The organism is Streptomyces sp. NPDC090127 (assembly GCF_044746945.1).
Lineage (GTDB): Bacteria > Actinomycetota > Actinomycetes > Streptomycetales > Streptomycetaceae > Streptomyces.
Genome location: NZ_JBIVDE010000008.1, coordinates 144,972 through 171,303 on the forward strand (window position 1 = coordinate 144,972; position 26,332 = coordinate 171,303).

General features: G+C 73.9%; 22 protein-coding genes. 12 read left to right on the plus strand and 10 right to left on the minus strand.

Going from position 1 to position 26,332, the window contains the following annotated elements; translation table 11 throughout:
• Positions 1-16: 16 nt before the first annotated feature.
• Positions 17-460: a MarR family winged helix-turn-helix transcriptional regulator gene (locus ACIPPS_RS27350; protein ID WP_401437152.1), complete on the minus strand. Its 444-nt coding sequence runs from the start codon at positions 458-460 to the stop codon at positions 17-19.
• Positions 461-592: 132 nt separating this feature from the next.
• Here ACIPPS_RS27350 and ACIPPS_RS27355 point away from each other — a divergent pair, with 132 nt between their 5' ends.
• Positions 593-787 (plus strand): ribbon-helix-helix protein, CopG family, encoded by a 195-nt coding sequence (locus tag ACIPPS_RS27355; RefSeq protein ID WP_401437154.1) that lies wholly within the window; start codon positions 593-595, stop codon positions 785-787.
• A 4-nt stretch (positions 788-791) separates the two neighbouring features.
• Here the strand turns inward: ACIPPS_RS27355 and ACIPPS_RS27360 are convergent, their stop codons facing one another.
• Positions 792-2,240, minus strand: coding sequence for an NCS2 family permease (locus tag ACIPPS_RS27360; RefSeq protein WP_401437157.1), 1,449 nt, complete (start codon positions 2,238-2,240; stop codon positions 792-794).
• 166 nt (positions 2,241-2,406) lie between these two features.
• On the opposite strand from ACIPPS_RS27360, the gene ACIPPS_RS27365 reads away from it, so the two are divergent.
• Both ACIPPS_RS27365 and ACIPPS_RS27370 read left to right on the plus strand, forming a co-directional pair.
• Positions 2,407-2,694, plus strand: a complete 288-nt coding sequence (locus ACIPPS_RS27365; protein ID WP_401437160.1) for a DUF2530 domain-containing protein — start codon at positions 2,407-2,409, stop codon at positions 2,692-2,694.
• A 235-nt stretch (positions 2,695-2,929) separates the two neighbouring features.
• Entirely contained in the window at positions 2,930-5,338 is a 2,409-nt protein-coding gene (locus tag ACIPPS_RS27370; protein ID WP_401437163.1) for an HAD-IC family P-type ATPase, read from the plus strand.
• 49 nt (positions 5,339-5,387) lie between these two features.
• Here the strand turns inward: ACIPPS_RS27370 and ACIPPS_RS27375 are convergent, their stop codons facing one another.
• Both ACIPPS_RS27375 and ACIPPS_RS27380 read right to left on the minus strand, forming a co-directional pair.
• A complete protein-coding gene (locus tag ACIPPS_RS27375; protein ID WP_401437166.1) occupies positions 5,388-8,765 on the minus strand; it encodes a sacsin N-terminal ATP-binding-like domain-containing protein in 3,378 nt (1,125 codons plus the stop codon).
• 176 nt (positions 8,766-8,941) lie between these two features.
• Complete coding sequence (locus tag ACIPPS_RS27380) at positions 8,942-9,862, minus strand: DUF3027 domain-containing protein (protein ID WP_401437168.1); 921 nt, start codon at positions 9,860-9,862, stop codon at positions 8,942-8,944.
• Positions 9,863-10,164: 302 nt separating this feature from the next.
• Between ACIPPS_RS27380 and ACIPPS_RS27385 the strand changes: the two genes are divergently transcribed.
• From ACIPPS_RS27385 to ACIPPS_RS27400, 4 genes are all read left to right on the plus strand, one after another.
• Entirely contained in the window at positions 10,165-11,559 is a 1,395-nt protein-coding gene (locus tag ACIPPS_RS27385; RefSeq protein WP_401437170.1) for an MFS transporter, read from the plus strand.
• 77 nt (positions 11,560-11,636) lie between these two features.
• Positions 11,637-12,116, plus strand: coding sequence for a DUF2771 domain-containing protein (locus ACIPPS_RS27390; RefSeq protein WP_401437172.1), 480 nt, complete (start codon positions 11,637-11,639; stop codon positions 12,114-12,116).
• 7 nt (positions 12,117-12,123) lie between these two features.
• Complete coding sequence (locus tag ACIPPS_RS27395) at positions 12,124-12,966, plus strand: futalosine hydrolase (protein WP_401437175.1); 843 nt, start codon at positions 12,124-12,126, stop codon at positions 12,964-12,966.
• Positions 12,963-13,817 carry a 1,4-dihydroxy-6-naphthoate synthase gene (locus tag ACIPPS_RS27400; protein ID WP_401437177.1) on the plus strand — a complete coding sequence of 285 codons (855 nt, stop codon included), beginning with the start codon at positions 12,963-12,965 and terminating at the stop codon, positions 13,815-13,817. The genes ACIPPS_RS27395 and ACIPPS_RS27400 overlap by 4 nt, the downstream gene beginning before the upstream one ends.
• A 6-nt stretch (positions 13,818-13,823) precedes the next feature.
• Here ACIPPS_RS27400 and ACIPPS_RS27405 read toward each other — a convergent pair whose 3' ends face one another.
• Positions 13,824-14,207 carry a cold-shock protein gene (locus ACIPPS_RS27405; RefSeq protein WP_308354918.1) on the minus strand — a complete coding sequence of 128 codons (384 nt, stop codon included), beginning with the start codon at positions 14,205-14,207 and terminating at the stop codon, positions 13,824-13,826.
• A 197-nt stretch (positions 14,208-14,404) separates the two neighbouring features.
• Between ACIPPS_RS27405 and ACIPPS_RS27410 the strand changes: the two genes are divergently transcribed.
• Positions 14,405-14,674, plus strand: a complete 270-nt coding sequence (locus ACIPPS_RS27410; RefSeq protein ID WP_401437180.1) for a hypothetical protein — start codon at positions 14,405-14,407, stop codon at positions 14,672-14,674.
• On the opposite strand, the gene ACIPPS_RS27415 is transcribed toward ACIPPS_RS27410, so the two are convergent.
• Together ACIPPS_RS27415 and ACIPPS_RS27420 are read right to left on the minus strand one after the other, a co-directional pair.
• Entirely contained in the window at positions 14,671-15,297 is a 627-nt protein-coding gene (locus tag ACIPPS_RS27415) for an HAD family hydrolase (protein ID WP_401437183.1), read from the minus strand. The two genes, ACIPPS_RS27410 and ACIPPS_RS27415, sit on opposite strands and share 4 nt — an antisense overlap.
• 205 nt (positions 15,298-15,502) lie before the next feature.
• Entirely contained in the window at positions 15,503-16,654 is a 1,152-nt protein-coding gene (locus tag ACIPPS_RS27420) for a hypothetical protein (RefSeq protein WP_401437186.1), read from the minus strand.
• A 62-nt stretch (positions 16,655-16,716) separates the two neighbouring features.
• Between ACIPPS_RS27420 and ACIPPS_RS27425 the strand changes: the two genes are divergently transcribed.
• Together ACIPPS_RS27425 and ACIPPS_RS27430 are read left to right on the plus strand one after the other, a co-directional pair.
• Complete coding sequence (locus ACIPPS_RS27425) at positions 16,717-19,410, plus strand: helicase-associated domain-containing protein (protein WP_401437188.1); 2,694 nt, start codon at positions 16,717-16,719, stop codon at positions 19,408-19,410.
• 87 nt (positions 19,411-19,497) lie between these two features.
• Positions 19,498-21,159 (plus strand): DNA repair helicase XPB, encoded by a 1,662-nt coding sequence (locus ACIPPS_RS27430; protein WP_401437191.1) that lies wholly within the window; start codon positions 19,498-19,500, stop codon positions 21,157-21,159.
• Positions 21,160-21,172: 13 nt separating this feature from the next.
• Here ACIPPS_RS27430 and ACIPPS_RS27435 read toward each other — a convergent pair whose 3' ends face one another.
• Positions 21,173-21,352 (minus strand): hypothetical protein, encoded by a 180-nt coding sequence (locus ACIPPS_RS27435; protein ID WP_401437193.1) that lies wholly within the window; start codon positions 21,350-21,352, stop codon positions 21,173-21,175.
• Between the two features lie 255 nt (positions 21,353-21,607).
• Here ACIPPS_RS27435 and ACIPPS_RS27440 point away from each other — a divergent pair, with 255 nt between their 5' ends.
• A complete protein-coding gene (locus ACIPPS_RS27440; protein ID WP_401437196.1) occupies positions 21,608-23,626 on the plus strand; it encodes a HelD family protein in 2,019 nt (672 codons plus the stop codon).
• A 1-nt stretch (position 23,627) separates the two neighbouring features.
• Here the strand turns inward: ACIPPS_RS27440 and ACIPPS_RS27445 are convergent, their stop codons facing one another.
• A complete protein-coding gene (locus ACIPPS_RS27445) occupies positions 23,628-24,329 on the minus strand; it encodes an esterase/lipase family protein (protein ID WP_401437198.1) in 702 nt (233 codons plus the stop codon).
• Positions 24,330-24,455: 126 nt separating this feature from the next.
• The gene (locus ACIPPS_RS27450; protein WP_401437200.1) at positions 24,456-25,319 is read right to left on the minus strand and encodes an aminoglycoside phosphotransferase family protein; all 864 of its coding nucleotides are present in this window, start codon (positions 25,317-25,319) and stop codon (positions 24,456-24,458) included.
• A gap of 89 nt (positions 25,320-25,408) precedes the next feature.
• Here ACIPPS_RS27450 and ACIPPS_RS27455 point away from each other — a divergent pair, with 89 nt between their 5' ends.
• Positions 25,409-26,176, plus strand: a complete 768-nt coding sequence (locus ACIPPS_RS27455) for an SDR family NAD(P)-dependent oxidoreductase (protein ID WP_401437203.1) — start codon at positions 25,409-25,411, stop codon at positions 26,174-26,176.
• The last annotated feature ends 156 nt before the right edge of the window (positions 26,177-26,332 follow it).

The following is a 26,332-nucleotide window of genomic DNA, read 5'->3' on the forward strand; positions in this document are numbered from 1 at the left end:
TCCTCGGCGTCGGGGTCTAGAGGTGGGCGAGCTTCTCCAGGACGGGGGCGGCGGCGCGCAGCTTGGCCCATTCGTCCTCGTCCAGGCCGTCGGCGAGGGTGGCCAGCCAGGCGTTCCGCTTGCGGCGGGACTCTTCGAGCATGGCTTCGGCCCGCTCGGTCTGGCTGACGACCTTCTGCCTGCGGTCGTCGGGGTGAGGCTCCAGCCGGACCAGTCCCTTGGCTTCGAGCAGCGCGACGATGCGGGTCATCGACGGCGGCTGGACGTGCTCCTTGCGGGCCAGCTCACCGGGGGTGGCCGAGCCGCAGAGCGCGAGCGTGCCGAGCACCGACATCTCCGTCGGGCTCAGCGACTCGTCGACGCGCTGGTGCTTCAGTCGGCGGCTCAGTCGCATGACGGCGGATCGGAGCGCGTTCACGGCGGCGGCGTCGTCGGCGGTGCCGTGGGACAGGTCAGGCATGGTTGTTAGGGTAACTCATTAGACGCTCTAAATACCATTCGGAACGAGGGCGACCGAATCTGTCACCCGAACGAGTGAGATGAATCCGGAAAGTGACACATCGGGCCCGTCCGTGCCGCGACCCTGACGGGCATGGGATCGACCGTGCTCAGCCTGCGCATCGACGGTGAGCTGCTCGACCGTCTCAAAGGACATGCCGCCAAACGCGGAATGAGCGTCCAGGACTATGTGGTCCGGACGCTCATCCGCGATGACTTCGACGAACGGTTCCAGTCGGCCGTCGACGAGACAGAGAAGTTCTACGGGCTGACGAAGCCCGTCACCTGAAGGGTCACGTGAGGCCGAGAGCCGGCATCGCGTAGTAGAAGACGAAGACCGCCGACACGACGTACATCGCCACCGGGACCTCGCGGCCCCGGCCCGCCGCGAGCCGCAGCACGCTGAACGCGATGAAGCCGATGCCGATGCCGTTCGTGATCGAGTACGTGAACGGCATCATCACCATGGCGAGGAACGCCGGCACGGCGATGGTGAAGTCGCTCCAGTCGATGTCCCTGACCGAACCGGCCAGGATCAGGAAGCCGACCGCGAGCAGCGCGGGCGTCGCCGCCTGGGACGGGACCATCGTGGCGAGCGGCGTGAGGAACAGCGCCACCGAGAAGAGCGCGCCGGTGACAACCGAGGCCAGGCCGGTACGGGCGCCCTCGCCGACGCCCGCCGTGGACTCCACGAAGCACGTGGTCGCGGAGGACGAGGTCGCGCCGCCGGACGCGACCGCCAGGCCGTCCACCAGCAGGACCTTGTTGATGCCGGGGAAGTTGCCGTCCTTGTCCATCAGCTTCGCCTCGTCGCCGACACCGAGGATGGTGCCCATCGCGTCGAAGAAGCAGGACAGCAGCACGGTGAAGACGAAGAGGATGCCGGTCAGCATCCCGACCTTCCCGAACCCGCCGAACAGGCTCACCTGACCGACCAGGCCGAAGTCCGGCGAGGCCACCGGGTTGCCGGGCCAGGTCGGGGTGGTCAGGCCCCAGGACGGGACCTCCGCCACGGCGTTGATCACCATCGCCACGATCGTCATGACGACGATGGAGATGAGGATGGCGCCGGGCACCTTGCGGATGATCAGCGCGAGGGTGAGCAGCGCGCCGAGCACGAAGACGAGGACCGGCCAGCCGTCGAGGTGGCCGTCGGCGCCGAGCTGGAGCGGGACGGTGGTGTGCGCGGCGTCGGGGATACGGGAGACGAAGCCCGAGTCGACGAGGCCGATGAGCATGATGAAGAGGCCGATGCCGATCGCGATGCCCTTGCGCAGGCCGACCGGGACCGCGTTCATCACGCGCTCGCGCAGGCCGGTGGCGACCAGCAGCATCACGACGATGCCGGCGAGCACGACCATGCCCATGGCGTCCGGCCAGGACATCCGGGGCGCGAGCTGGAGGGCGACGACCGTGTTGACGCCGAGGCCGGCCGCGAGGGCGATGGGCACGTTGCCGATGACGCCCATGAGGAGCGTCGAGAAGGCCGCGGTGAGCACGGTCGCGGTGACCAGCTGGCCGCTGTCGAGCTGGTGCCCGTACATGTCCTTGGCGCTGCCGAGGATGATCGGGTTCAGCACGATGATGTAGGCCATCGCGAAGAAGGTGGCGAATCCACCGCGGACCTCACGGGCGACGGTGGAGCCGCGCTGGGAGATCTTGAAGTAGCGGTCGAGACCGGAGGTCGGCGCACCGCCCTCGGGTGAGGGGGGCATGGCCGTGGCAGGGGCCGGGGTGCTCATGGGGTTCCTCGTGGGGTGGTAATTGGCGGTTCATACGAAGGAAACCCGCCATAGGCAAACCGTTTCAGTATGAACACATGAACGAGGGAGCGTCCATCTCCGCGCGTAGACCGGCGCGGCCAGGCCGCCCCGGGGGCGTGAGGCGACGGCCGCCTAGACTGACCGCATGGCGAAGTGGACCCCCAAGCACGAGGCACCCGAGCCCCTGGAGGGGCCCGTCGTCGCCACCATCATCGGCGGCACGATCCTCTGGTTCGTCCTGTTCCTCGTCCAGGTCCCCTTCTACGGCTGGTTCGACGACCGCGACCTGACGTGGTGGGTGTGGACGTGCCTCGCCGGAGCCGGTCTCGGACTGATCGGCATCTGGTACGTACGCAAGCGAGACGCCGCGATCAAGCGCGCGGAGGCGGACGGGCGCGAGGCGGACGGGCGCGAGGCGCCGCAGGGCTCGTAGTACGGCGGGGCGATCCCGCTCCTCCCGCGAGGCGCCGCGGAGCTCGTAGTACCGCGGGGCGATCCCGGTCCTCCCGCGAGGCGCCGCGGAACTCGTAGTACCGCGGGACGATTCCGCTCCTCCCGCGAGGCGCCGCGGAGCTCGTAGTACCGCGGGACGATTCCGGTCCTCCCGCGGTCTGATGTTCGCCCTTCTCGGCGGGTGAACGGTCGCTTCCGGTCGTAACGTCGAAACCATGACTCAGCGGGCGAAGATCGACACCGACGGCAGCGAGCAGCCCGCGGACGAACCACCCGTCGTGCACCGGACCGCCGGGCTGACCTCCGCCGAGGTCGCCGAACGCGTCGCGCGCGGCGAGGTCAACGACGTCCCCGTCCGCAGCTCCCGCTCCACCGCCGACATCGTCCGCGGCAACGTCTTCACCCGCTTCAACGCCATCATCGGCGTGCTCTGGGTGATCATGCTCTTCGTCGCGCCGATCCAGGACAGCCTCTTCGGCTTCGTGATCATCGCCAACACCGGCATCGGCATCATCCAGGAACTCCGCGCCAAGAAGACCCTCGACGGGCTCGCCGTCATCGGCGAGGCGAAACCGACGGTCCGCCGGGACGGAGTCGCCACGGAGGTCTCCACCTCCGAGATCGTCCTCGGCGACCTCATCGAACTCGGCCCCGGCGACAAGGTCGTCGTCGACGGCGAGGTGGCCGAGGTCGACAGCCTGGAGATCGACGAGTCGCTGCTCACCGGCGAGGCCGACCCGGTCGTCAAGAAGCCGGGCGACCCGATGATGTCGGGCTCGTTCGTGGTCGCGGGCGGCGGCGCCTTCACCGCCACCAAGGTCGGCCGGGAGGCGTACGCCGCCCAGCTGGCCGAGGAGGCCTCCCGCTTCACGCTCGTCCACTCCGAGCTGCGCTCCGGCATCTCCACGATCCTCAAGTACGTGACGTGGATGATGGTCCCGACCGCGACCGGGCTCGTCATCAGCCAGCTCGTCGTGAAGGACTCCAACTTCAAGGACTCCGTCGCCCGGACCGTCGGCGGCATCGTCCCGATGATCCCGGAAGGGCTCGTCCTGCTCACCTCCGTCGCCTTCGCGATCGGGGTGATCCGGCTCGGCCGCAAACAGTGCCTCGTGCAGGAGCTGCCGGCCATCGAGGGCCTGGCACGCGTCGACGTCGTCTGCCTCGACAAGACGGGCACGCTCACCGAGGGCGGCATGGACGTCACGGAGCTGCGCCCGCTGAACGGCAGCGACGAGACGTACGTACGGAAGGTCCTCGGCGCCCTCGGCGCGTCCGACCCGCGCCCCAACGCCTCCCTCCAGGCCATCATCGACGCCTACCCGGACGCGGAGGGCTGGCGCTGCACCGAGGCGCTGCCCTTCTCCTCCGCCCGCAAGTACAGCGGCGCGGCCTTCGGCGAGGGCGACGGCGACACCTCCTCCTGGCTGCTCGGCGCGCCCGACGTGCTCCTGAGGACCGGCGACCCGGTCCTCGCCGAGATCGACCACCTCAACGAGCAGGGGCTCCGCGTCCTGCTGCTGGCCCGCACCACGCGGGAGCTGGACTCCCCCGAGGTCGCCGACGACGCGCGCCCAGCCGCCCTCGTCGTCCTGGAGCAGCGGCTGCGGCCGGACGCCGCCGACACCCTCGCCTACTTCGCCGACCAGAACGTCGCCGCCAAGGTCATCTCCGGCGACAACGCGGTGTCGGTGGGGGCCGTCGCGGGGAAGCTCGGCCTGCCCGGCGCCGAGCACACGATCGACGCCCGCCGGCTGCCGACCGACCGGGCGGAGATGGCCGCCGAGCTCGACCGCCACACCGTCTTCGGCCGGGTCAGCCCGCAGCAGAAGCGGGACATGGTGGGCGCGCTGCAGTCCCGCGGGCACACGGTCGCCATGACCGGCGACGGCGTCAACGACGTCCTCGCGCTCAAGGACGCGGACATCGGCGTCTCCATGGGCTCGGGCTCGGAGGCGACCCGGGCGGTCGCCCAGATCGTCCTGCTGAACAACTCCTTCGCGACGCTGCCGTCGGTGGTCGCGGAGGGCCGCCGGGTGATCGGCAACATCACCCGGGTGGCGACCCTCTTCCTGACGAAGACGGTCTACTCGGTCCTCCTCGCGATCCTGGTGGTCTGCAGCCAGGTCGAGTACCCGTTCCTGCCCCGGCACCTGACCCTGCTGTCGACGCTCACGATCGGCGTCCCGGCCTTCTTCCTGGCGCTGGCGCCCAACAAGGAGCGCGCGAAGCCGCACTTCGTGAAGCGGGTGATGCGGTACGCGATCCCCGGCGGCATCGTCGCGGCGGCGGCCACCTTCGCCACGTACCTCGTGGCCCGCTCGTACTACAGCGGCCCGGGCGCCCTGGACGCCGAGACGAGCGCGGCCACGCTGACCCTCTTCCTGGTCTCCATGTGGGTCCTGGCGATCGTCGCCCGCCCCTACACCTGGTGGCGCATCGCCCTGGTGGCCACCATGGGCGGCGCCTTCCTCCTGGTGCTGGTCGTCCCCTGGCTCCAGGACTTCTTCGCGCTGAAGCTGGTGGGCGTGACGATGCCGTGGACGGCGGTCGCGATCGCGGCGGCGGGCGCGGCCCTGGTCGAGCTGGGCTTCCGCTGGGTGGACCACCGCTTCCCCGCGTGAGGCGGGCCGGGCCGAAGGCCGGCAGGCCCTTCCCGGCGCCGGACGGTTCCTAGTCGAACCACCTGTCGCGGGCCAACTCCGCGGTGCGGGAGGGGTCTTCCAGGAGGGCGGCGACCTCGAAGCGGCGGGGCCATTGATCCGCCGCCCAGGCGAGGCCGGCGGCGACGCCCTCCAGGGTGGCGGCGTGGATCGTGCCGTCGGGCGTGCGGCGCCAGTCCAGTTCGACGCCCGCCGCGCGGAGTTCGTCGTGCTCGACGTACGACTGCGGGGTCGCGGGGCCGAGGAGGGCGTGGACCGAGGGCGGGACGTCGTGTTCCTCGCCGACCGTCGTCACCTCCGCCGCCACGGACTCGCTCAGCCGCCGGACCTGGAACAGCTCCGCCAGGTCGGCCGCGCGGGACGGGGCGACCGGGAGGAGCGGGAGCCCGCCCGTGAGCGGGAGGAGGTCGGGGGCGTCGGCGACCAGGGCCTCGGCGGCGTCCACGACGACGAGTTCGCCGTCGACGACCGCGCGCAGCTCGTCGGGGAGGGTGACCTGGTCCGGGTCCAGGTCGGCCAGGGCCGTGTACAGGGCGTGCAGCTGGGCGCCCGTCACCTCACGGTCCGGGTCGGCCAGGCGGCCCAGCAGTTCGGCCGCGCCGCCCGGCTCGTCCAGGAGGGCGGCCACCGAGGTGCGGACGCCCAGGGCCCGCAGGACCTGCTCGTCCTCGAAGCCGGTCGCGTCGGCGGCGTCGTACAGGCCGATGAGCAGCGGGTCCGTGCCGGCCGCCCGCAGGCCGGCGGGGCGGCGGCCGTCGAGGACGGGGTGGTCGCGCAGCCACCAGGCGGTGTACGACCGTACGGTCTCGGTCGTGCCGTCCGGCATCAGGACCCGCACGGGCTGGGTCAGCGCGTCCCGCAGCGGCGGCCGGGCGAGCAGGGCGAGCGCCTGCGGCCAGGCGTCGTCGTCGACCAGGTCCAGGTCCCGTACGGCGACGATCTCGGTCGCCACCGGCGGCACCGGCGCGTCCGGGAGGCGGTCGAGGACGTCCTCGCACCAGACGTCGACGGCGTCGAGCAGTCCGGCGTCGTCCGGCTCGGCGAAGTCCCCGGCGCGGGGCTCCATCTCGTCCGGGTCGAGGACCAGGTCGGTGGCCCGGACCAGGGCGAACCCGGCGAGCACCCCGCAGGCGGCGAGGGGCTGTTCGCCCCAGCGCTCAGCCAGTTCGGCGTCGCAGAGGGCGAGTTCGTCCTCGCGCATCACGGCGGCGAAGTCGCTTCCGGGCAGGACCAGGTCACCGGCGGGCGCCAGCTCCCCGTCCTCGTCGGGGAGGGCGAGCGCGCCGAGCCACGGCTCGTCGCCGGGCTCCAGCTCCGCGTCCCGTACGAGCGCGAGAACCGTCTCGACCAGCTCGTCGGCGTCCAGCGCGTCCGCGTCCTCGTCCCAGATCTCGCCCGCGTCGAGCGACCCGGCGACCGCCGCCCGGACCTGCGGCGTCGTGAGCACGGCACGGGGCGTGGCCGGGAGCGCGCCCAGCTTCTCCAGGAGGGGGTGGGCGGCTTCCGGGTGGGCGACCTTGAGCCCGAGGCGGGTGAGGTCGGCGGGGGTGCGGTCCTGCGGGAGGAGGACGTGGCGGGGGCCGATGGTGGTACGCGTGGGTGCGGAGGCCGCGTCACGCGCCTCGCGGTCCTCACGGGCGTCACGGTCGGCTTCGCGGGCGTGATGGTCGGTCTCGCGGTCCGCGTCGGCGTCGGCGTCGGCGTCGGCGTCGGCGTCACGGTCCGCGCCGGCGTCACGGCCGGACTCGCCGGCCTCGCGGTCCGCGCGGGCGTCACCGTCGGCCTCGCGGGACTCGTCCGCGTCGCGGGGCTCGTCCGCGTCGCGGGCCCCACGGGCCTCGTCGGTGTCACGGCCGTCCGGGGACGCCAGCGGGACCGGGAGGCCCGTCAGGCGGTCCGGGTCCACGCCCGCCAGCGAGTCGTACAGCCGCCACCACCACGACGGCGCGCGGTCCACCCCCGCGAGCCGGTCGATGGCCTCGGTCAGCGGTACCCGGCCGACACCGAGCGTGCGCAGCTCCACCCGCCGTTCGAGCCCTGCGGGCAGCAGGGTCGGGAAGACCTCCGCGAGGACGGCGACGGTCTCGTGGCCCGCGCCCTCCAGGACCTCCGCCTCCACGGCCCGTAGCGCCGGTACGTCCTCCGAGGGGGCCTCCGGCGCCAGGAACGCGACGCGCGGCAGCCGCTGGAGGATCGCCGCGCGCAACGCCCCGTCGAGGGCGCCCTTGCCGAGCGGCCCGGGCACGAGGTCGATCGTGGCGACGGTCACCGGCTGCCAGTCCGCGAGCAGCTCGGCGTACGCGTCGGCCGCGCGCTCGACCAGGAAGTCGGTGAGCGGGCCGGGCGCGGGGTGGCGCCGGGCGGTGTCCAGGGGGAGGGAGGCGATGAGGAGGGCGGGCAGGCCGAGCGGTTCGTCCGTGGGGGTGGGGGCGTGCACGACGGGGGCGGTACGGGGGGACAGCGGGGCGCCCTCGCCGTCCACGGGCGCGGCCCAGGTCACCGACCAGTGCGGGCGCAGCCGCTCCTCGACCGGCCGGTCCTTCAGGAGCGCGGGGTCGAGGGGGCCGCCGTGGGTGACGGTCCGCCAGCGGTGGGTGCCGGTCGTGGAGTCGGCGATGTGGACGTAGCCGTCCTCCTCGGAGCGGCGCAGCGTCCGGGCGCCGCCGGGGGTGTCGACGACGATCTCGGCGAGGCCCGGGAGGGTGAGCAGCAGGGCGTCGTCGATGGAGGCGAGGAGCCGCTCGGCGAGGTCGACGGCGGCGGAGTCGCGGAGCGGGAGGACGACGACGGTGTCGTAGCCCTCGGGGGCGGTGCCCTCGGCGGGCAGCGGGAGGCGCAGCAGCGGGACGTGGCCGTCGCGGCGGCGCAGCTCGTCCCCGAGGCCGGGGCTGTGCCGGGCGGCCTCGGCGGCCAGCTCGCGGGCCTCGGCGAGGGACCAGCGGACGCCGCCGTGCCGGCCGAGGACGGCGGGCTCGTCGGAGACGGCGAGGACGGCGGCGAAGCCGACGCCGAAGCGGCCGACGGCGCCTTGGACCTGCTCGCGCTTGGCGGAGGCGCGGAGGGTGGAGAGCGACTCGACGCCGGTCGCGTCGAGCGGGGCGCCGGTGTTGGCGGCGGCGAGGACGGCGGGTGCGTCGGGGCCGGCCTCGTGGAGCGTGAGCCGGAGCCGTCCGGTGACGCCGGCGCGGTGGGCGGCGTCGGCGGCGTTCTGGGCGAGCTCGACGACGAGGCGGTCGCGGTAGCCGCCGAGGGCGAGATCCTCCTCGGCGTTGGCGTCCTCCCGGAACCGGGCGGGCCCGGCGCCCCAGGCATCGAGTACGCCCCTCCGCAGCCGGGCGGTGCCGAAGGGATCGGCTCCGTCGGTCGACGTCCTGACGCTGACGCTCACGTCTGACTCCACTCTGCGGGGCGGGATGATGCCGGGGCCCGAAGGTACCGCGCCCCCGCCCCCCACCCTGCCCTACCCGCGTGGGGGCCTCCCCCAGGGCCCTTCCCCCGAGCGGAACGACCGCCCACGACGGAGCGGGGCGGACCCCGCTCCCCGGGGGCGGGGCAGGACACCCCCTAGGAGTGGCCCAGGTCTTCCGAGGTGCCGTCCGGTTCCGTCGTGGAGCCCGAGTCCTTCGCTGGGCGCAGCGGGAACGCGTCCGCGCCCATCGAGTCGAGGACGGGCGGCGCCGGACGCGGCGGCTTCGGCATGATCGCGGCCTCGGAGTGGCCGCCGCAGCCGTACGAGAGCGACACGACGCGCCCGTCCGCCGGCGAGAACTCGTTCGCGCAGACACCGAACGCCTGCTTCAGCGACCCCGCCAGCGGCACCAGGAAGGCGCAGGAGTCGCACGAGGCGGGCGCGGCCTGCGCCATCGGGGTCTTCGCCCCGAACGCCTCGTCCCAGCGGTCCGCCGCCACGTGCAGCCCGTACCGCGACAGCACGCGCGCGCGGCGCATGCCGAGGTCCTCGGCGACCGAGGCGATCGAGCCCCGGGACGGCGTACGGGAGACGATCTCGGCGTCCTCGACGTCCAGGTGCTCCGCCATCTCCTCGGAGACCGCGGAGTTCGGCGGCGGCGCGTCCTCGCCGGTGTACCCCGGTTCGAGCCGCAGGTCGTCCTGCTCCGTGGGCAGCAGGTCCCCCGGGCCCATGTCGCCGGGCCGCAGCCGCTCGCTCCACGGCACCCACTCGGGGGCCAGGAGGGCGTCGGAGCCCGGCAGCAGGACGGTTTCGTCAAGGGTGACGTTCTTGGCCCGGGAGGCGCGGGTCACCGTCACGGCCCAGCGCCAGCCGCGGTAGCCGGGCTCCTTCGACTCGAAGAAGTGCGTGACGACCCGGTCGCCGTCGGCGACGGCGTCCACATGGGCCCCGACGATTCCGGGTGCGGCAGCCTCCTCGGCGGCCGACCTCGCCAGGTCTACCGCCTCGGCGCACAGGCGGTCGGGGGTACGCGGGGTACGCGGGGTACGGCTTCGCGTCGTCGCAGCACTCACAGGTCTCGCTTCTCTCCTACGCCGTCTCACGGGTGCGCCGGCCGAGGAGCGGGAGCGAAAGCCCCGGGCGGCGGGCGGAGCGGACCAGGGGGCCGCATCGACGTCCGCACCCGACATGTCTCGCGTCTCTCGGGCACACCTATCGTCATCCATTCTGCGGGATGCCGAAGAGGCGCGCGGCCGAGATCTTCCGCCGGTGGCGCGCTACGCACGCTACCCCCTCCGCCGCCCGCCGCCCACCTGCCCGCCCCAAGTGGCCCGGATCGTGGACCGTCGGCCCGCCGTGCCACGGTTCACAAGTCATGAGCGTGGGGCACTATGACGGAGTGGCAGCCGCACGGTCGTCCGCACGATCCCACGATCTTGCCGGGCCGCTCCGCCGAGCGGGCCGGGCGGTGGGGCGCGCCCTGCATCTGCCGTTCACCGGCACGGCCAGGGGGATCCGCAAGGCGACGCACGCGCACGGCGCGGGCGAGTCGGGCCTGGGCAAGCTGATCGAGCTGCACGCCGTGAACGGGGCCGGCGACGTCATGATCACGGTCGCGCTGGCGTCCACGGTCTTCTTCTCCGTACCGACGGACGAGGCCCGCGGCCGGGTGGCGCTGTACCTCGGCATCACGATGCTCCCGTTCACCCTGCTGGCCCCGGTGGTCGGCCCGCTCCTGGACCGCCTGCCGCACGGGCGGCGGGCGGCGATGGCGGCGGCCATGTGGACCCGCGCCGTCCTCGCGATCACCATGTCGGGGGCGGTGGCCACGGGCGGCCTGGAGCTCTATCCGGCGGCGCTGGGCGTGCTGGTGGCGTCGAAGGCGTACGGAGTGGTCCGCAGCGCCGTCGTGCCCCGGCTGCTCCCACCGGGCTTCTCCCTGGTCAAGGCGAACTCGCGGGTCACCCTCGCGGGTCTGCTCGCGACCGGGATCGCCGCCCCGATCGGGGCGGGGCTCCAGCAGATCGGGCCGCCGTATCCGCTGTACGGGGCGTGCGCGCTGTTCCTGCTGGGCGGGTACTGGGCGTTCCGGATGCCGCACAAGGTCGACTCGGCGAAGGGCGAACGGCGGGCGCACCTGCTGACCCACGGCGAGAAGAAACCGTCCCTGCGGACGGTGGGGCCCTCGGTGCTGCACGGGCTCCAGGCGAACGCGGCGCAGCGGATGCTGTCCGGGTTCCTGATCTTCTTCCTGGCGTTCCTGCTGCGCGAGCACCCGCTGTCGGGGCAGAGCGCGGCGGTGTCGCTGGCGATGGTCGCGGTGGCGGCGGGGGTGGGGAACGCGTGCGGGACGGCGGTCGGCTCGCTCCTGAAGGAGCGTGGCCACGCGCCGGAGGTGATCATCGCCACGATGATCACGACGGTGTGCGGTGCGGCGGTGCTCGCGGCGGTGTTCTTCGGCGGGCTGATGGTGGCGGTGCTGGGCGCGGTGGCGGGCCTGACGCAGGCCCTGTCGAAGCTGTCGCTGGACGCGCTGATCCAGCGGGACGTGCCGGAGGTGGTGCGGACGTCGGCGTTCGCCCGTTCGGAGACGCTGCTGCAGATGGCGTGGGTGGTGGGCGGTGCGATCGGCATCTCGCTGCCGCTGAGCGGCTCGATGGGGATGTCGGTCGCCGCGTGCATCCTGGGCCTGGGCGCGCTGCTCGCGGTACGGGGTCTGGTGGGCGCGGCGCGCGCGGAGACCCGCCGGAGGGCGACCACCGACGCGTGACGCCCCGGGGCACCGGAAAACGCGGCGCGCCGCACCCCCGCGTGGCGGAGTTCGGTACGCCCGATAGCCTTCGGGCCATGACCGTTGCGTTCTTCACCGGCTCGCGCCGCCGGGCCGCCGTCGCCCTCGGGGCCGTCTCCGCCGGGCTCCTCGTACTCTCCGCCTGCGACAAGCCGACTCCGCTCGCGACCCTGACGGTCGGGACCGACTCGGTCCACTCCGAGGCCGCCTGCTACAACAACGGCGACGCCATCAAGGAGTCGCAGATCCAGCAGTGCCTCAACAGGAAGGCCGAGAAGACCATCACGGTCGCCGCGGACGACAAGATCCGCTTCGGCGTCGACCCCGAGATCGCCGAGAAGGGCTGGACCATCTTCCTCGGCGGCCAGAACGCCGAGCCGGAGCCGTACAAGAAGACGTACCGGACCATCCCGGCCAGCGCCTTCTTCGCCTCCCAGACCGGTGAGACGACCGACCAGGCCCAGGTCACCATCGTCGAGAACGACGGCAAGAAGCTGACCGGCATCTGGCACTTCGAGCTGAAGAAGGAATCCTGATCCTCCGGTGACCTTCCGGACCCTGATCGTGACGGCCGTGGCGGCGGAGGCGGACTCCGTCGCCCGCGGCCTCCCTTCCGGCGGTCCGGACAGCGCGGCCGGTCCGGACAGCGCGGCCGGTCCGGACAGCCCGAGCGGTCCCGACAGCCCGAGCGGTCCCGACAGCCCGAGCGGTCCCCCCGGAACCGGCGGTCCCGTCGAGGTCCCGCTCCCCGGTGGGCACGTGCTGCGTCGCCACCGGTGCGCCGGCGCCGGCGCCGTCGTCGACGTCCTCGTCGGGGGTGTCGGGCCCGCCTCGGCCGCCGTCGCCACCGCCACCGCGCTCGCCCGGGCGACCGGACCCGAGGCCTACGGCCTCGTCGTCTCCGCCGGGATCGCCGGCGGCTTCCCGCCGCACGCCCCGATCGGCACCGTCGTCGTCTCCGACGCGATCGTCTGCGCCGACCTCGGCGCCCGGACGCCCGACGGCTACCTGGCCGTCGAGGAGCTCGGCTTCGGGCGGTCCGCCCACCTCGTGGACGAAGACCTGGTCCGGCGCGTCTCCGAGGCCCTCGGAGAGCGACGCCACGTCGTCGCCCCGGTCCTCACCGTCTCCACCGTGACCGGCACCGCCGAGCGCGCCGCCGAGCTGGCCGCGCTCCACCCCCGCGCCGCCGCCGAGGCGATGGAGGGCTTCGGCGTCGCCGAGGCCGCCGCCGCCCACGGCGTGCCCGTGGTCGAGATCCGGGCGGTCTCCAACGCCGTCGGTCCCCGCGACCGCGCCGCCTGGCGCGTCGGCGAGGCCCTGGAGGCCCTGGGGTCCGCGTTCCAGCCGCTCAGCCACTCCGTCCTCGTGGAGCCCACCCCATGACGTCCAAGACGCTGAAGATCGCGTACTCGCCCTGCCCGAACGACACCTTCGTCTTCGACGCCTGGGCCCACGGCCGGGTCCCCGGCGCGCCACGGCTCGACGTGACGTTCGCCGACATCGACCTCACCAACGGCTGGGCCGCGAGCGGCAGCGCCGCGTACGACGTCCTGAAGGTCTCGTACGCCGTCCTGCCCTGGGTCCTCGACGAGTACGCGCTGCTGCCCTGCGGCGGCGCGCTGGGGCGCGGCTGCGGCCCGCTGGTGCTCACCCGGGAGCCGGGGATCGACCTCTCAGGCCGGACCGTCGCCGTGCCCAGCGAGCGCTCCACCGCGTATCTGCTCTTCCGGCTCTGGGCCGCCGACGTCGTCCCCGGTGACGTCGGGAACGTCGTCGTCATGCCGTTCCACGAGATCATGCCCGCCGTGCGCGACGGGAAGGTCGACGCGGGGCTCGTCATCCACGAGGCCCGGTTCACCTACCAGACGTACGGTCTGCACGCCCTCGCCGACATGGGCGCCCACTGGGAGGACACCACCGGCCTCCCGATCCCGCTCGGCGCGATCATCGCCCGCCGTTCGCTCGGCCCGGACGTGCTGCGGGGCCTCGCCGACGCGGCGCGTACGTCGGTACGGATGGCCTGGGACGACCCGGAGCTCTCCCGGCCGTACGTACGGGAGCACGCGCAGGAGATGGACCCGAAGGTGGCCGATCAGCACATCGGCCTCTACGTCAACGAGTTCACGGCCGATCTCGGCGAGGCCGGTTACGCGGCCGTGCGCGGACTGCTCACGCGCGCGGCGGCCGAGGGGCTCGTACCGCCCCTCGGCCCGGACGCGCTGTCGTTCCCCTGAGGGGGTTCACACGTCGAGCTGGTCCGCGACCGCCCGCAGCAGGCCGGCGATCTTCGCGCCCTGCGCCTTGTCGGGGTAGCGGCCCCGCTCCAGCATCGGCGTGATGTTCTCCAGGAGCGTCGTCAGGTCCTGCACGATGGACGCCAGTTCGTCGGGCTTACGGCGCTGCGCCGCGGCGACGGACGGGGTCGGGTCGAGGACCGTCACGGAAAGGGCCTGGTCACCGCGCTGGCCCGCGACCACCCCGAACTCCACACGCTGCCCCGGCTTGAGGGCGTCGACTCCGGCAGGGAGCACCGACGAGTGGACGAAGACGTCGCCGCCGTCGTCCCGGGAGAGAAAGCCGAAGCCCTTCTCGCTGTTGAACCATTTGACCTTGCCGGTAGGCACGTCTGTCCTCGTCCTCGTACTCGATGGAATGCGCCGGGAATCCGGCTCTGGAGATCAATGCAGCGGGTCGCCCGGTCCTCCCCCGGCTCTCGGCTTCGAGCAGGACGGGACCCCCGAGGCACCAAGGCTAATGGGCTTCGGGCTGGTGACAAGACGTCGCCGGTTTGTTCCTAGCGCCAGGGAACTACCCTGGCCGAATGCGTAGTGAAACCCCTTCGGCCAGGTCGGACGAGAGCGCTCCGGGTGACGGTCTCGTCCGCGCCGGTGCGATTGTCTTCCTCATCGGTGCGGTGGCCACCCTGGTCACGGTCGCGCCGCTGTTCCTCGGCACCGACCCCTTCCCGCCGGTCGCGTACGCGGTGTGCATGCTGATGGGCGTCGGATTCCTCGTCGCCGGCGCCGGCGTGCTGCGCTCGATCGCCGCCCAGCGCCGCCAGGCGAAGGCGGTCGCCGTCGGCGGCGACTAGCTCCGGTACGCCTCCCACCAGGCACGGAACTCCGTCAGGTCGCTGAGCACGACGTCCGCGCCGGCCGCGCGCAGCTCGTTCTCGTCGCACGGTCCGGTCGCCACGGCCACCGACAGGGCGCCCGCGTGCGCGGCGCCGCGCACGTCGCCGGTGTGGTCGCCGACGTACACCCCCGCGCCGTACGCGCGCAGGGCCTCCGCCTTGCCCTCGGCCCACAGGCCGCCGATCACGGCGTCGGGGTCGATGCCGAGGTGGGAGAGGTGCAGCTTGGCGTGCGGCTCGTTCTTGGCGGTCACGACGATCGCCCGGCCGCCCGCCTCGCGAACGGCCTGAATCGCATCCCTGGCGCCGGGCAGCGCGAGCGAGGGCTCGATCGCGTACGTCGGGTAGAGCGCGCGGTACTGGGTGACCCGGTCGGCGATCTCCGCCGTCGGGAACCAGTGCGCGAGCTCGTGCTCCAGCGGCGGCCCGAGCCGGGAGACCGCCAGGTCGGCGTCGATGGCCACGCCGACCTGCGCGGAGAAGGCCAGGTAGGTGGCCTTGATGCCGGGGCGGGAGTCGATCAGGGTCATGTCGAGGTCGAAGCCGACCGTGGGGATGCCAGGGGTAGCCATGGAGGACATTGTGCCCACATGTTCGAATCGGGCCGCCGCCGGTGCGACGACCGCCGCTCCCCGTCACGGACGGCCACGGGGCGCCCCCGGGGCCGCCCGCCGTCCCGCCCGGGCCGCCCCCGACCGGGCCACGGGCTGTCAGGGGAAGCAGGGGACCGGGGATCTGACGGTCCGGCGGACGTCCTGACGTCGGCCGTCCCGCCCGGGACTCGCCCTACCGGGCGCGGCGGGCGCGCCAGAGGAGGAAGGCGGCCGAGGCCAGGGCCGCGCCCTTGAGCGCCCAGGGCCACGCCTCGGAGATCGCCGCGCCCATGGCTTCGCCGCCCGCCGCGACCGGCTCGCCCCAGCGGCCCTGCACGCGGCCCCAGATCCAGACGACGCCCGCGGTGGCGGCCAGGGCCGGGAGGACGACGACCGCCCACTGGGCCTCCGTACGGGACAGGCGGCGTGAGGCGTAGGCGAGGAGCCAGCCCAGGGCCAGGGCGAGCAGGGAGCTGAAGATCGCGCCGCCGACGAGCAGGAGCGCGGCCAGCACGAGGACCGGGCTGCCCAGCCGGAAGCCGCCCTCCACCGCGGCCGGTTCGCCGCCGCCCCGGCGCAGGACCCGTCGCCACAGCGGCCTCCGAGCGGCTCCCTCCCCGGGCGCGCCCTCCGCGTCCGGGCCGTCCCCCTCGGCCTCCTCGGCCTCCTCGTCCTCCCGCACCGGCGGCCGCAGCAGCTCCGGGATCTCCACCCCGCCGCGGAACCCGGGCACCAGGTCGTCCCCCGGCAGCGGCTCGTCGACCGCGTCGTCCAGCCGCCACCAGTCCGAGACCGTGTCCGCCGCGCCGACCTCGTCCGTCCCCGCCAGGTGCGGCGGCGTCGGCCCGGTCACCGGAGCCGGGGTACGGGGCTTGGGGACCGGGGCCTTCCTCCACAGCCGGCCACCGCGCCGCTGCCCCGGCACGTCCGGGGCCCCGGTGGCGTCCCGCACCGTCCGGGCCCCCGCCCCCTTCCGCCCGCCCGGGCCGCCGGGCGCGCGCGGATCGCCCGGGCCCCCCGGCGCGGCGCCCGCGTCGCGCGGAACGCCAGGCCCGCCCGGGCCGCCGGACCCGCTGGGCCCGCCCGCCGCGCCCGGCGCCGATTCCGGTACCGGAGCCGTACCCGTCGCCCGGTCCACGACCTCGTCCGGTGAGCCGAGTTCGTCGAGCATGCCCCGTATCGCCGCCGGGCTCTCCCGGCCGAACGTGGCGCGCCGGCGGTCGATCTCGCCCCTGAGCGACGACACGAGTCTCATCCGGTCCCCCGACGGCAGCTGTCGCTGCTGGGCCAGATCGCCCACGCGGCTCAGATAGTCGAAGACCAACTGGTCGCTCTCGATCCCCACAGTCCCCTCCACGGCCGGTACGCCCCGACGTTAGCGCCCGCGCAGGGGCTAACGTGGTCCGGATGGGGATCGGTGAGCTCGATCGGGAGGCGTACGTGCCCGAAGGAACTGACGCCGCCGCCGCGCCGCGCACGCTGGCGGAGGCGCTGCGCGCGCGGGGCGACGAGGGGCTCGCCGCGCTGCTGCGCGCGCGCCCGGACCTGCTCTCCCCCGTGCCCAACGACCTGACCCAGCTCGCCACCCGGGCCGGCACCCGCGGCTCCGTGGTGCGCGCGCTCGAACGACTCGACCGGTTCGCCCTCCAGACCGCCGAGGCGCTCGCGGTCGCCCCGGACCCCGCCCCGTACAGCGTCCTCCTCGGTCTCCTGACCGGCGACGACGGCGACCCGGGCATCGAGGCGGCGCTGCCCGGTGCGGTGGAGGCGCTGCGCGAACAGGCCCTGGTCTGGGGCGAGGACGACCGGCTGCGGCTCGTACGGACCGCGCGCGAGCTGCTCGCGCCCTCGCCGCAGCACCCGTCCCCGACCGGTCTCGGGCCGACCGTGGCCGAGTCGACGGCCGGTATGTCACCGGGCCGGATCCAGGAGATCATCGCCGCCGCGGGGCTGCCCGCGACGCACGACCCGGTCTCGGCGGTGGCCGCCCTCACGGAGCTGTTCACCGACCGGGACCGGATGGGCGCGCTGCTCGACACGGCGCCGCCGGACGCGCTCGCCGTGCTCGACCGGCTGGTGTGGGGTCCGCCGTACGGCGAGGTGACGGCGAATCCCGCGCCGCCGGTCCAGTGGCTGCGCGACCGCGGTCTGCTGCTGCCCTCCTCGACCCGCACGGTCGTCCTGCCCCGGGAGGCGGCGTTGCATCTGCGCGGCGGCCGGGCGCACCGGGCGCCGGAGCCGCGCGCGCCCGAGCTGACCGTGCTGCGCGAGTACCGTCCCCAGGTTGTGGACAACGCGGCCGCCGGCCAGGCGTACGCGGCGCTCGCGACGGTCGAGGAGCTGCTGAAGAGCTGGGACCAGGGCGGTCCGGCCGTGCTCCGCGCGGGCGGGATGTCCGTACGGGACCTGAAGCGGACCGCCGTCGCACTGGACGTGTCCGAGGCGGTCGCCGCGTTCTGGCTGGAGCTCGCCTACGGTGCCGGGCTGCTGGCCTCCGACGGCGAGGCGGACGAGCGGTACGCGCCGACGCCCGCGTACGACGACTGGCTCGACCTGCCGCCCGCCGAGCGCTGGGCCCGGCTGGCCACGGCCTGGCTCCTGGGGACGCGGACGTCGGGCCTGATCGGCGGCCAGGACGCGAAGGGCCGCACGCTGTCGGTCCTCGGCCCGGACCTCGACCGGGGAGCGGCGCCGGAGGTACGGCGCCGGGTGCTGACGCTGCAGGCGACGCTGGCGCCGGGGGCGGCGGCGGACCCGGAGGCGCTGCTCGCCCGGCTCCGGTGGGAGCGCCCGCTGCGGGGCGGGACGCAGGGGCCCAGACCGGGGGCGCCGGGCACGGGCGCGGGGACCGGGGCGGCCGGCTCGGCGACGACGTACGGCACCGGCACGGGTGCGGGCTCCCGTGTCGGTGTCGGCAGCGCCGGGACCGGCATCGGCCACGCCTCCCCCGCGTACGGCGCCGCGCCCGCTCCGGGCCCGAGCGACCTGCGCTCCCGGCTCGCCCTGTGGACCCTCGGCGAGGCCGAGATGCTCGGCGTCACCGGGCGCGGGGCCCTCGCCTCGCCCGCCCGGGCGCTGCTCAACCTGCCGCTCGCGGAGGCGGCCCCGGAGCCGGTCGCGGAGCACGGGGTCGAGCTGTCGGTGGCCGCCTCGCGGGCCGCGACCCTGCTCGCGCCGCTGCTGCCGGAGGCCGTCGACCACGTCCTGCTCCAGGCCGACCTCACCGCCGTCGCGCCCGGCCCGCTGCGGCGGCCGCTCGCCGACATGCTCTCCGTGCTCGCGGACGTGGAGTCCAAGGGCGGCGCGACCGTCTACCGGTTCACGCCGGGCTCGGTGCGGCGCGCGCTCGACGCCGGGCGCAGCGCCTCCGACCTGCACGACTTCCTGACCGCCCACTCCCGTACGCCGGTGCCGCAGCCGCTCTCGTACCTCATCGACGACGTGGCGCGCAGACACGGGCACCTGCGGATCGGCGCCGCGTCCGCGTACGTGCGCTGCGACGACGACGCGGTCCTCGGCGAGATCCTGGCCGACAAGCGGTCCGCGTCGCTGCGGCTGCGCCGCCTCGCGCCGACCGTGCTGGCCGCGCAGACGGACCCGGCGGCGCTCCTCGACGGGCTGCGGTCGATGGGGTACGCCCCGGCCGCCGAGTCCGCCGCGGGCGACGTCCTGGTCACCCGCGCCGACGCCTACCGCACGGGCGCCCGCACCGCGCCCGCGCCCGTCCCCGACGGCCCGCCCGCACCGGACACCACCCTGCTCGGTGCGGCGGTCCGGGCGATCCGGGCGGGCGACCTGGCCTCGACGGCGGTCCGCAAGGAACGCCCGGACAGCGCGCAGACCCCGGCCCGCGCCGCCGGCGCGCTCCCCCGCACCTCCTCCGCCGAGACCCTCGCCACGGTCCAGGCCGCCGCGATGACCGGCTCGGCGGTGTGGATCGGCTACGTCAACGCGGAGGGCGCGGCCAGCCAGCGCGTGATCGCCCCCGTACGCGTCGAGGGCGGCTTCGTCACGGGCTACGACCACACGGCGGACGAGGTCCGCACGTACCCCCTGCACCGCATCACGGGCGTCGCGGAACTGGCGGACGACCAGGTCTAGCCCGTCCGGTGATGAGGCGGCCCCCACCTGCATCGGCGGGCTGTCAGGCACACTGGATGTTTGGCCCGTGCGAAGGGATGTACGTACGTGAACGGACCACTCATCGTCCAGAGCGACAAGACGCTCCTCCTGGAGGTCGACCACGAGCAGGCCGAGGCCTGCCGGCGGGCCATCGCGCCGTTCGCGGAGCTGGAGCGGGCGCCCGAGCACATCCACACGTACCGGGTCACGCCGCTCGGGCTCTGGAACGCCCGGGCCGCCGGGCACGACGCCGAGCAGGTCGTCGACGCGCTCGTGGAGTTCTCGCGGTACCCCGTGCCGCACGCGCTGCTCGTGGACGTCGCCGAGACCATGGCGCGGTACGGGCGGCTCACGCTGTCCAAGCACCCCACCCACGGGCTCGTGCTGACCAGCACCGACCGGCCCGTCCTGGAGGAGATCCTCCGGTCGAAGAAGGTGCAGCCGCTGGTCGGCGCCCGGATCGACCAGGACACCGTCGCCGTGCACCCCTCCGAGCGCGGGCAGATCAAGCAGACCCTGCTCAAGCTGGGCTGGCCCGCCGAGGACCTCGCCGGTTACGTCGACGGCGAGGCGCACGCCATCGAGCTCGCCGAGGACGGCTGGGCGCTGCGGCCGTACCAGAAGCAGGCCGTCGAGGGCTTCTGGCACGGTGGCTCCGGTGTCGTCGTGCTGCCCTGTGGCGCCGGAAAGACGCTGGTCGGCGCCGGGGCGATGGCCCAGGCCAAGGCCACCACGCTCATCCTGGTGACCAACACCGTCTCCGCCCGGCAGTGGAAGCACGAGCTGGTGAAGCGGACCTCGCTCACCGAGGACGAGATCGGCGAGTACTCCGGTACGAAGAAGGAGATCCGCCCGGTCACCATCGCCACCTACCAGGTGCTGACGACCAAGCGGAAGGGGATCTATCCCCACCTGGAGCTCTTCGACTCCCGCGACTGGGGCCTCATCGTCTACGACGAGGTGCATCTGCTCCCCGCGCCCGTCTTCAAGTTCACCGCCGACCTCCAGGCCCGGCGCCGGCTCGGACTGACCGCGACCCTCGTGCGCGAGGACGGGCGTGAGTCCGACGTCTTCTCGCTCATCGGGCCCAAGCGGTTCGACGCGCCGTGGAAGGAGATCGAGGCGCAGGGGTACATCGCGCCGGCCGACTGCGTCGAGGTGCGGGTCAACCTCACCGACGCGGAGCGGCTCGCGTACGCGACCGCCGAGCAGGAGGAGAAGTACCGCTTCTGCGCCACGACGGCCACGAAGCGGAAGGTCACCGAGGCGCTCGTGCGGAAGTTCGCCGGGCAGCAGATCCTCGTCATCGGCCAGTACATCGACCAGCTCGACGAGCTCGGCGAGCATCTGGACGCGCCGGTCATCAAGGGCGAGACGTCGAACGCGCAGCGCGAGAAGCTCTTCGACGCGTTCCGGAACGGGGAGATCAGCGTCCTCGTCGTCTCGAAGGTCGCCAACTTCTCCATCGACCTGCCCGAGGCGACGGTCGCCATCCAGGTCTCCGGCACGTTCGGGTCGCGGCAGGAGGAGGCGCAGCGCCTCGGGCGCGTGCTGCGGCCGAAGGCGGACGGGCACCAGGCCCACTTCTACTCGGTCGTCGCGCGCGACACGATCGACCAGGACTTCGCGGCCCACCGCCAGCGGTTCCTGGCCGAGCAGGGGTACGCGTACCGGATCGTCGACGCCGACGAGCTGATGGCGGGCGACGGTGGGCAGACGGGCCAGTAGCCCCACGTAGCTTTCAGTCCGGGTGGCCCTGGTGGCGGGGGCGGGGGTCGCGCACCCCCGCCTCCTCGGCGTACCGGCCGAGGACGACGACCTCGGCGGCCGCCGAGCCGTAGGCGCGTATCGCGCGAAGGGCGAGGCCGAGGCGGTGGGAGCGGGGAATCGTACGGGCCGGGGTGAAGGTCGCTGTGGTCATGCCTCCATCATGCAATTCGGACATTCCGAACACATCAGGCTGCGGGTGGACCTCTCGTCCCCCTCAGGGTGGAGCCCGTCCCCTACGGGGTCTCCCCCGTTTTAATCGCTCGCGCCCCTCTCCTCACCGACGTTACAATCTCCGACTTCCCCGCCTCCCCCGTGGAGCGCGCCGCCGCCCGGTCGGAAACCGGCGGCCGCCCTTTCCCGCGCAGCACGCGCGCACGTGACCGCACGCCCACCCGGAGGCACCGCCATGTCCGACCCGCTCGCGCACGAGCGCGCCCATCTCGCCGACTCGCGTGGAGCGCTGCGCGCGATGCGCGAGGACGTCGAGGCGCTCGACATCAAGGACGTCACCGCGAACTGGGTCAACGCCGCCGTCCTCGGCCGCCAGATCGAGGAGCGGATCAAGGCGCTCGCCGATCTGTCCCACACGCCCCTCTTCTTCGGGCGGCTCGACTATCTGCACTCCACGCAGGAGGGGCAGCGGTTCTACATCGGCCGCCGGCACGTCCACGACGCCCACGGCGACCCCATGGTCATCGACTGGCGCGCGCCCGTCTCCCAGCCCTTCTACCGCGCGTCGAAGAAGGACCCGCAGGACGTGGGGCTGCGGCGGCGGTTCGGTTACACGGGCGGTGACCTCACCGCGTACGAGGACGAGCACCTCTCCGACCCCGCCGAGCTGGAGCGGACCAGCCGGCTGCTCCAGGCCGAGATCGAGCGGCCGCGCGTCGGGCCGATGCGGGACATCGTCGCCACCATCCAGCCCGAGCAGGACGAGATCGTCCGGTCCGGGCTGGCCGGCAGCGTCTGCGTGCAGGGCGGTCCCGGCACCGGAAAGACCGCCGTCGGCCTGCACCGGGTCGCGTATCTGCTCTACGCGCACCGGGAGCGGCTCGCCCGCACCGGCACCCTCGTCATCGGGCCGAACCGCTCCTTCCTCCACTACATCGAGCAGGTCCTGCCCGCCCTCGGCGAGTTGGAGGTGCGGCAGGCGACCGTCGACGACCTCGTCGCGCATGTCGAGGTCCGGGGCGCCGACGAGGCGGCGACGGCCGTCGTCAAGGGCGACGCGAGGATGGCGGAGGTGCTGCGGCGGGCGGTGCGCTCGCACGTCACGCTGCCGACCGAGCCGCTGGTCGTCGTGCGCGGCTCGCGCCGCTGGCGCGTCCCCGCGTACGAGCTGGAGGAGATCGTCCGCGAGCTGCTCGACCGCGACATCCGTTACGGCGCCGCCCGCGACGCGCTGCCGCAGCGCATCGCGCACACCGTCCTGGTCCGCATGGAGCAGGCGGGCGAGGCGCCCGACGACCGGGTGCAGGACGCGGTCGCCCGCAACACCGCCGTGAAGGCGGTGGTCAAGGCGCTCTGGCCGCCGGTCGATCCGGCGAAGCTGGTCCTGCGGCTGCTGAGCGACGCCGACTTCCTCGCCGAGCACGCGGCGGGGATCCTCTCCGGCGACGAGCAGAAGCTGCTGCTGTGGACCAGGCCCGCGCGGTCGGTGAAGTCCGCGAAGTGGTCGGCGGCGGACGCGGTCCTGATCGACGAGACGAAGGACCTGGTGGAGCGCACGCACTCGCTCGGGCACGTCGTCCTGGACGAGGCGCAGGACCTCTCCCCGATGCAGTACCGGGCCGTCGGGCGCCGCTGCACGACGGGTTCGGCGACGATCCTCGGCGACCTGGCGCAGGGCACCACCCCGTGGGCGACCGCGAGTTGGGCGCAGGCGCTGGACCACCTGGGCAAGCCGGACGCCGTGGTGGAGGAGCTGACCGCCGGTTTCCGTGTACCGCGCGAGGTCATCGCGTACGCCTCCCGGCTGCTGCCGCACATGTCGCCGGGGCTCGCGGCCGTCGAGTCGGTCCGGGAGAACCCGGGCTCGCTGTCGATCCGCCACCACGCACCGGCGGAGCTGGACGCGGCGGTCGTCGCCGCCTGCGCGGAGGCCCTGGGGCACGAGGGCTCCGTCGGCCTGATCGCCGCCGACGCCCGGATCGCACCGCTCGCCGAGGCGCTGACCGCGGCGGGTCACGCCTACCTCCAGCCCGGCGAGGAGACGACGGCCGAGTCCCGGCTGACCCTCGTCCCTGCCTCGCTCGCCAAGGGCCTGGAGTACGACTACGTGGTCCTGGACGACCCGGCCGCCGTCGTGGACGGCGAACCGGACGAGCGGACGGGGCTGCGGCGGCTGTACGTGGCGCTGACGCGTGCGGTGTCGGGGCTGACGGTCATTCACTCCTCGCCGCTCCCGGAGCAGTTGGACGCGTAGCTCAGGACCGCAGGAAGGCCCTGACCCCCTGGGACACGCCGTCGTCACCGAGCAGCGCGTTGTGGTCGAGGCAGCCGGCCGCGTTGTTGGTGGCGCCGGTCAGCGGGACGCTGTCGTCGGGGTTGATGACCTCGTCGCAGTTCGACCACCAGGTGGCGTACCGGACGGCTCCCGGGGTCTCGTCGCCCTCCGCGAGCCTCTTCTGCACGTACGAGCCCGGGGTCATGTCCCGGCAGGCCTGGTCCCACAGGGCGCAGGCCCACGCGGTGCTCGTGCCGTGGTTGGGCCCGGCGAGCGAGACCCAGTGGGCCACGGACGACTGACCTGCGGCGTCGAACTTCACGTACCAGCGTGTGACGAGGCTGCCGAAGGAGTGCGCGACGAGGTCGACCCGGCTCGCCCCGGTCCGCCGCTTGACGTCCTCGACGTACGCGGCGAGTTCACCGGCGACGGCCTCGTTGACGGAGCGGTGGGTGTCGTACCCGAAGGAGAAGAGCTCGGCGTCGGTGTAGCCGTCCGCCCTGAGGTCCTCGCGCAGGCCGCCCCAGACACCGGGGTCGGCGTTGTAGCCGTGGACGAGGACGACGGGCGTACGGGCGGCGGACACGGCCGCGCCGGCGGGAGCCTGGACCGCGAACTGGACCGCGATCAGGGACAGCACGAGCGCGAGCAACACGGCGAACCGCACACGGATGAGCCTCAACACGCTTCCCCCTACAAGGTGTTACGCACGAGTAGTCAGGAGCATGGTGAGGCTCGTGGGCGGGGAAGAACAGCCCCGCGCGAACGAAACTTCCGGGCGCCCGGCCCCTGCCCGCCGGCGCGGCCCCTACCCCGTCAGCGCCTCGGTCCACGAGCGGCGGGCCACGGCGGCCAGGGCCGGGTTGACACCGGCGTACTCCCGCTCGGTCACCACGCCCCAGCACAGCGCCCAGCCGCGCCCTCGCGCCCAGGTCGCGACGTCGACCTCCGCCGCCTCGCGGAAGAGCGGGCGGGTCTCGGCGGTCAGGAGGGTCCAGGCGGCCATCATGTCGCAGGCGGGGTCGCCCGTGCCGACCGCGCCGAAGTCGATGACGGCGCTCAGCCGGCCACCGCGGACCAGCAGGTTGCCGGGCAGCAGGTCACCGTGGACCCACCGGGGCGGGCCGTCCCACCGCGGCAGCCGCAGCACCGCCTCCCAGGCCCGGCTCACGCGGTCCGCGTCGAGCACGCCGTCGGCGCCGAGGTCCCGGATCGCGCCCTCCATGGCGCCGTCCGCCCAGGCGGTGACAGGGCCGCCCCGGAACGACGTCGGTCCGCCGCTCGCGTCCACGCGGCGCAGGGCCGCGCCGAATCGGCCCAGCACGACGGCGGCGTCGGCGAGGTCGGCGGGGTCGGTGATCGGCTCGTCGTAGGCGTTGGCTCCGTCGAGCCAGTCGTACACCGACCAGGGCAGACCGAACCCCTCCCCGGGCACGCCGTGCGCCACCGGCACCGGTACGGGCAGCGGCAGGTGCGGGGCGAGGTGCGGCAGCCACCGCTGCTCCCTGGCGAGGGACCCGGCGTTCCCGGCGGACTTGGGCAGCCGGACGGCGAGGTGCTCTCCGAGCCGGTACATGTCGTTGTCCGTACCGGCCGACCGTACGGGGGTGACGGGCAGCGCCGCCCACTGCGGGAACTGGGCGGCGATCAGGCGGCGTACGAGGTCGACCATGGCGGGAGGGTAGCCAGCGGCCGGCCGGGGCGGCGAACCGTTATCGCCCTACGGTGGGGGCGGCGCGACCACGAGAAGGGTGGAACAGCATGGCCTCACGTACGACACGTACGGCACGTACGGCACGTACGACCGTCGTCACGGGCGGGAGCCGGGGCATCGGCGCGGCGACCTGTGTACGGCTGGCCGGGGAGGGGCACGATCTGGTGCTCGGGTACGTGCGCGACGCGGCAGCCGCCGAGGCGACGGCGGCGGCGGTCCGGGCGGCGGGGGCGCGGTGCGTGGCCGTTCGGGTGGACACGTCGGTCGAGGCGGACGTGGAGCGGCTCTTCGACACCGCCGAGTCCGCACTCGGCCCGGTGACGGGCCTGGTGAACAACGCGGGCGTGACCGGCCCGCTGGGGCGGCTCGCGGACGCCACGACGGAGGACCTGCGCCGGGTCGTGGAGGTCAACCTGCTCGGCTACCTGCTGTGTTGCCGGCGCGCGGCGCGCGACATGGCCGCCCGAGGTGGCGGGGCGATCGTGAACGTGTCGTCGGCCGCCGCGACGCTCGGCAGCCCCGGGGACTACGTCCACTACGCGGCGACGAAGGCGGCGACGGACGCGCTGACCGTGGGCCTCTCCAAGGAGCTGGGGCCGGACGGCATCCGGGTCAACGCGGTGGCCCCGGGCATCATCGAGACCGACATGCACGCGACGATGGGCGACCCGGACCGGCCGGCGAAGGCGGCGGCGACGATTCCGCTGGGGCGCGCGGGGCGGCCGTCCGAGATCGCGGGGGCGGTGGCGTGGCTTCTGTCGGCGGACGCGTCGTACACGACGGGCACGATCCTGCGCGTGGCAGGCGGCCGCTGACGACCCGTCCGCCGTGCCCTAACTCCCGGACACCCCACGCCCGTTGCGGGCAGGGCAGTCGTCCCGCAGGGCGGGACGGGCGGGCACGACGGGTCGGCGGCAATCGGCCCGCAAGGCGTGAGGGGTGACACAAGGACGGCGCGCTCGGCGGCTCCT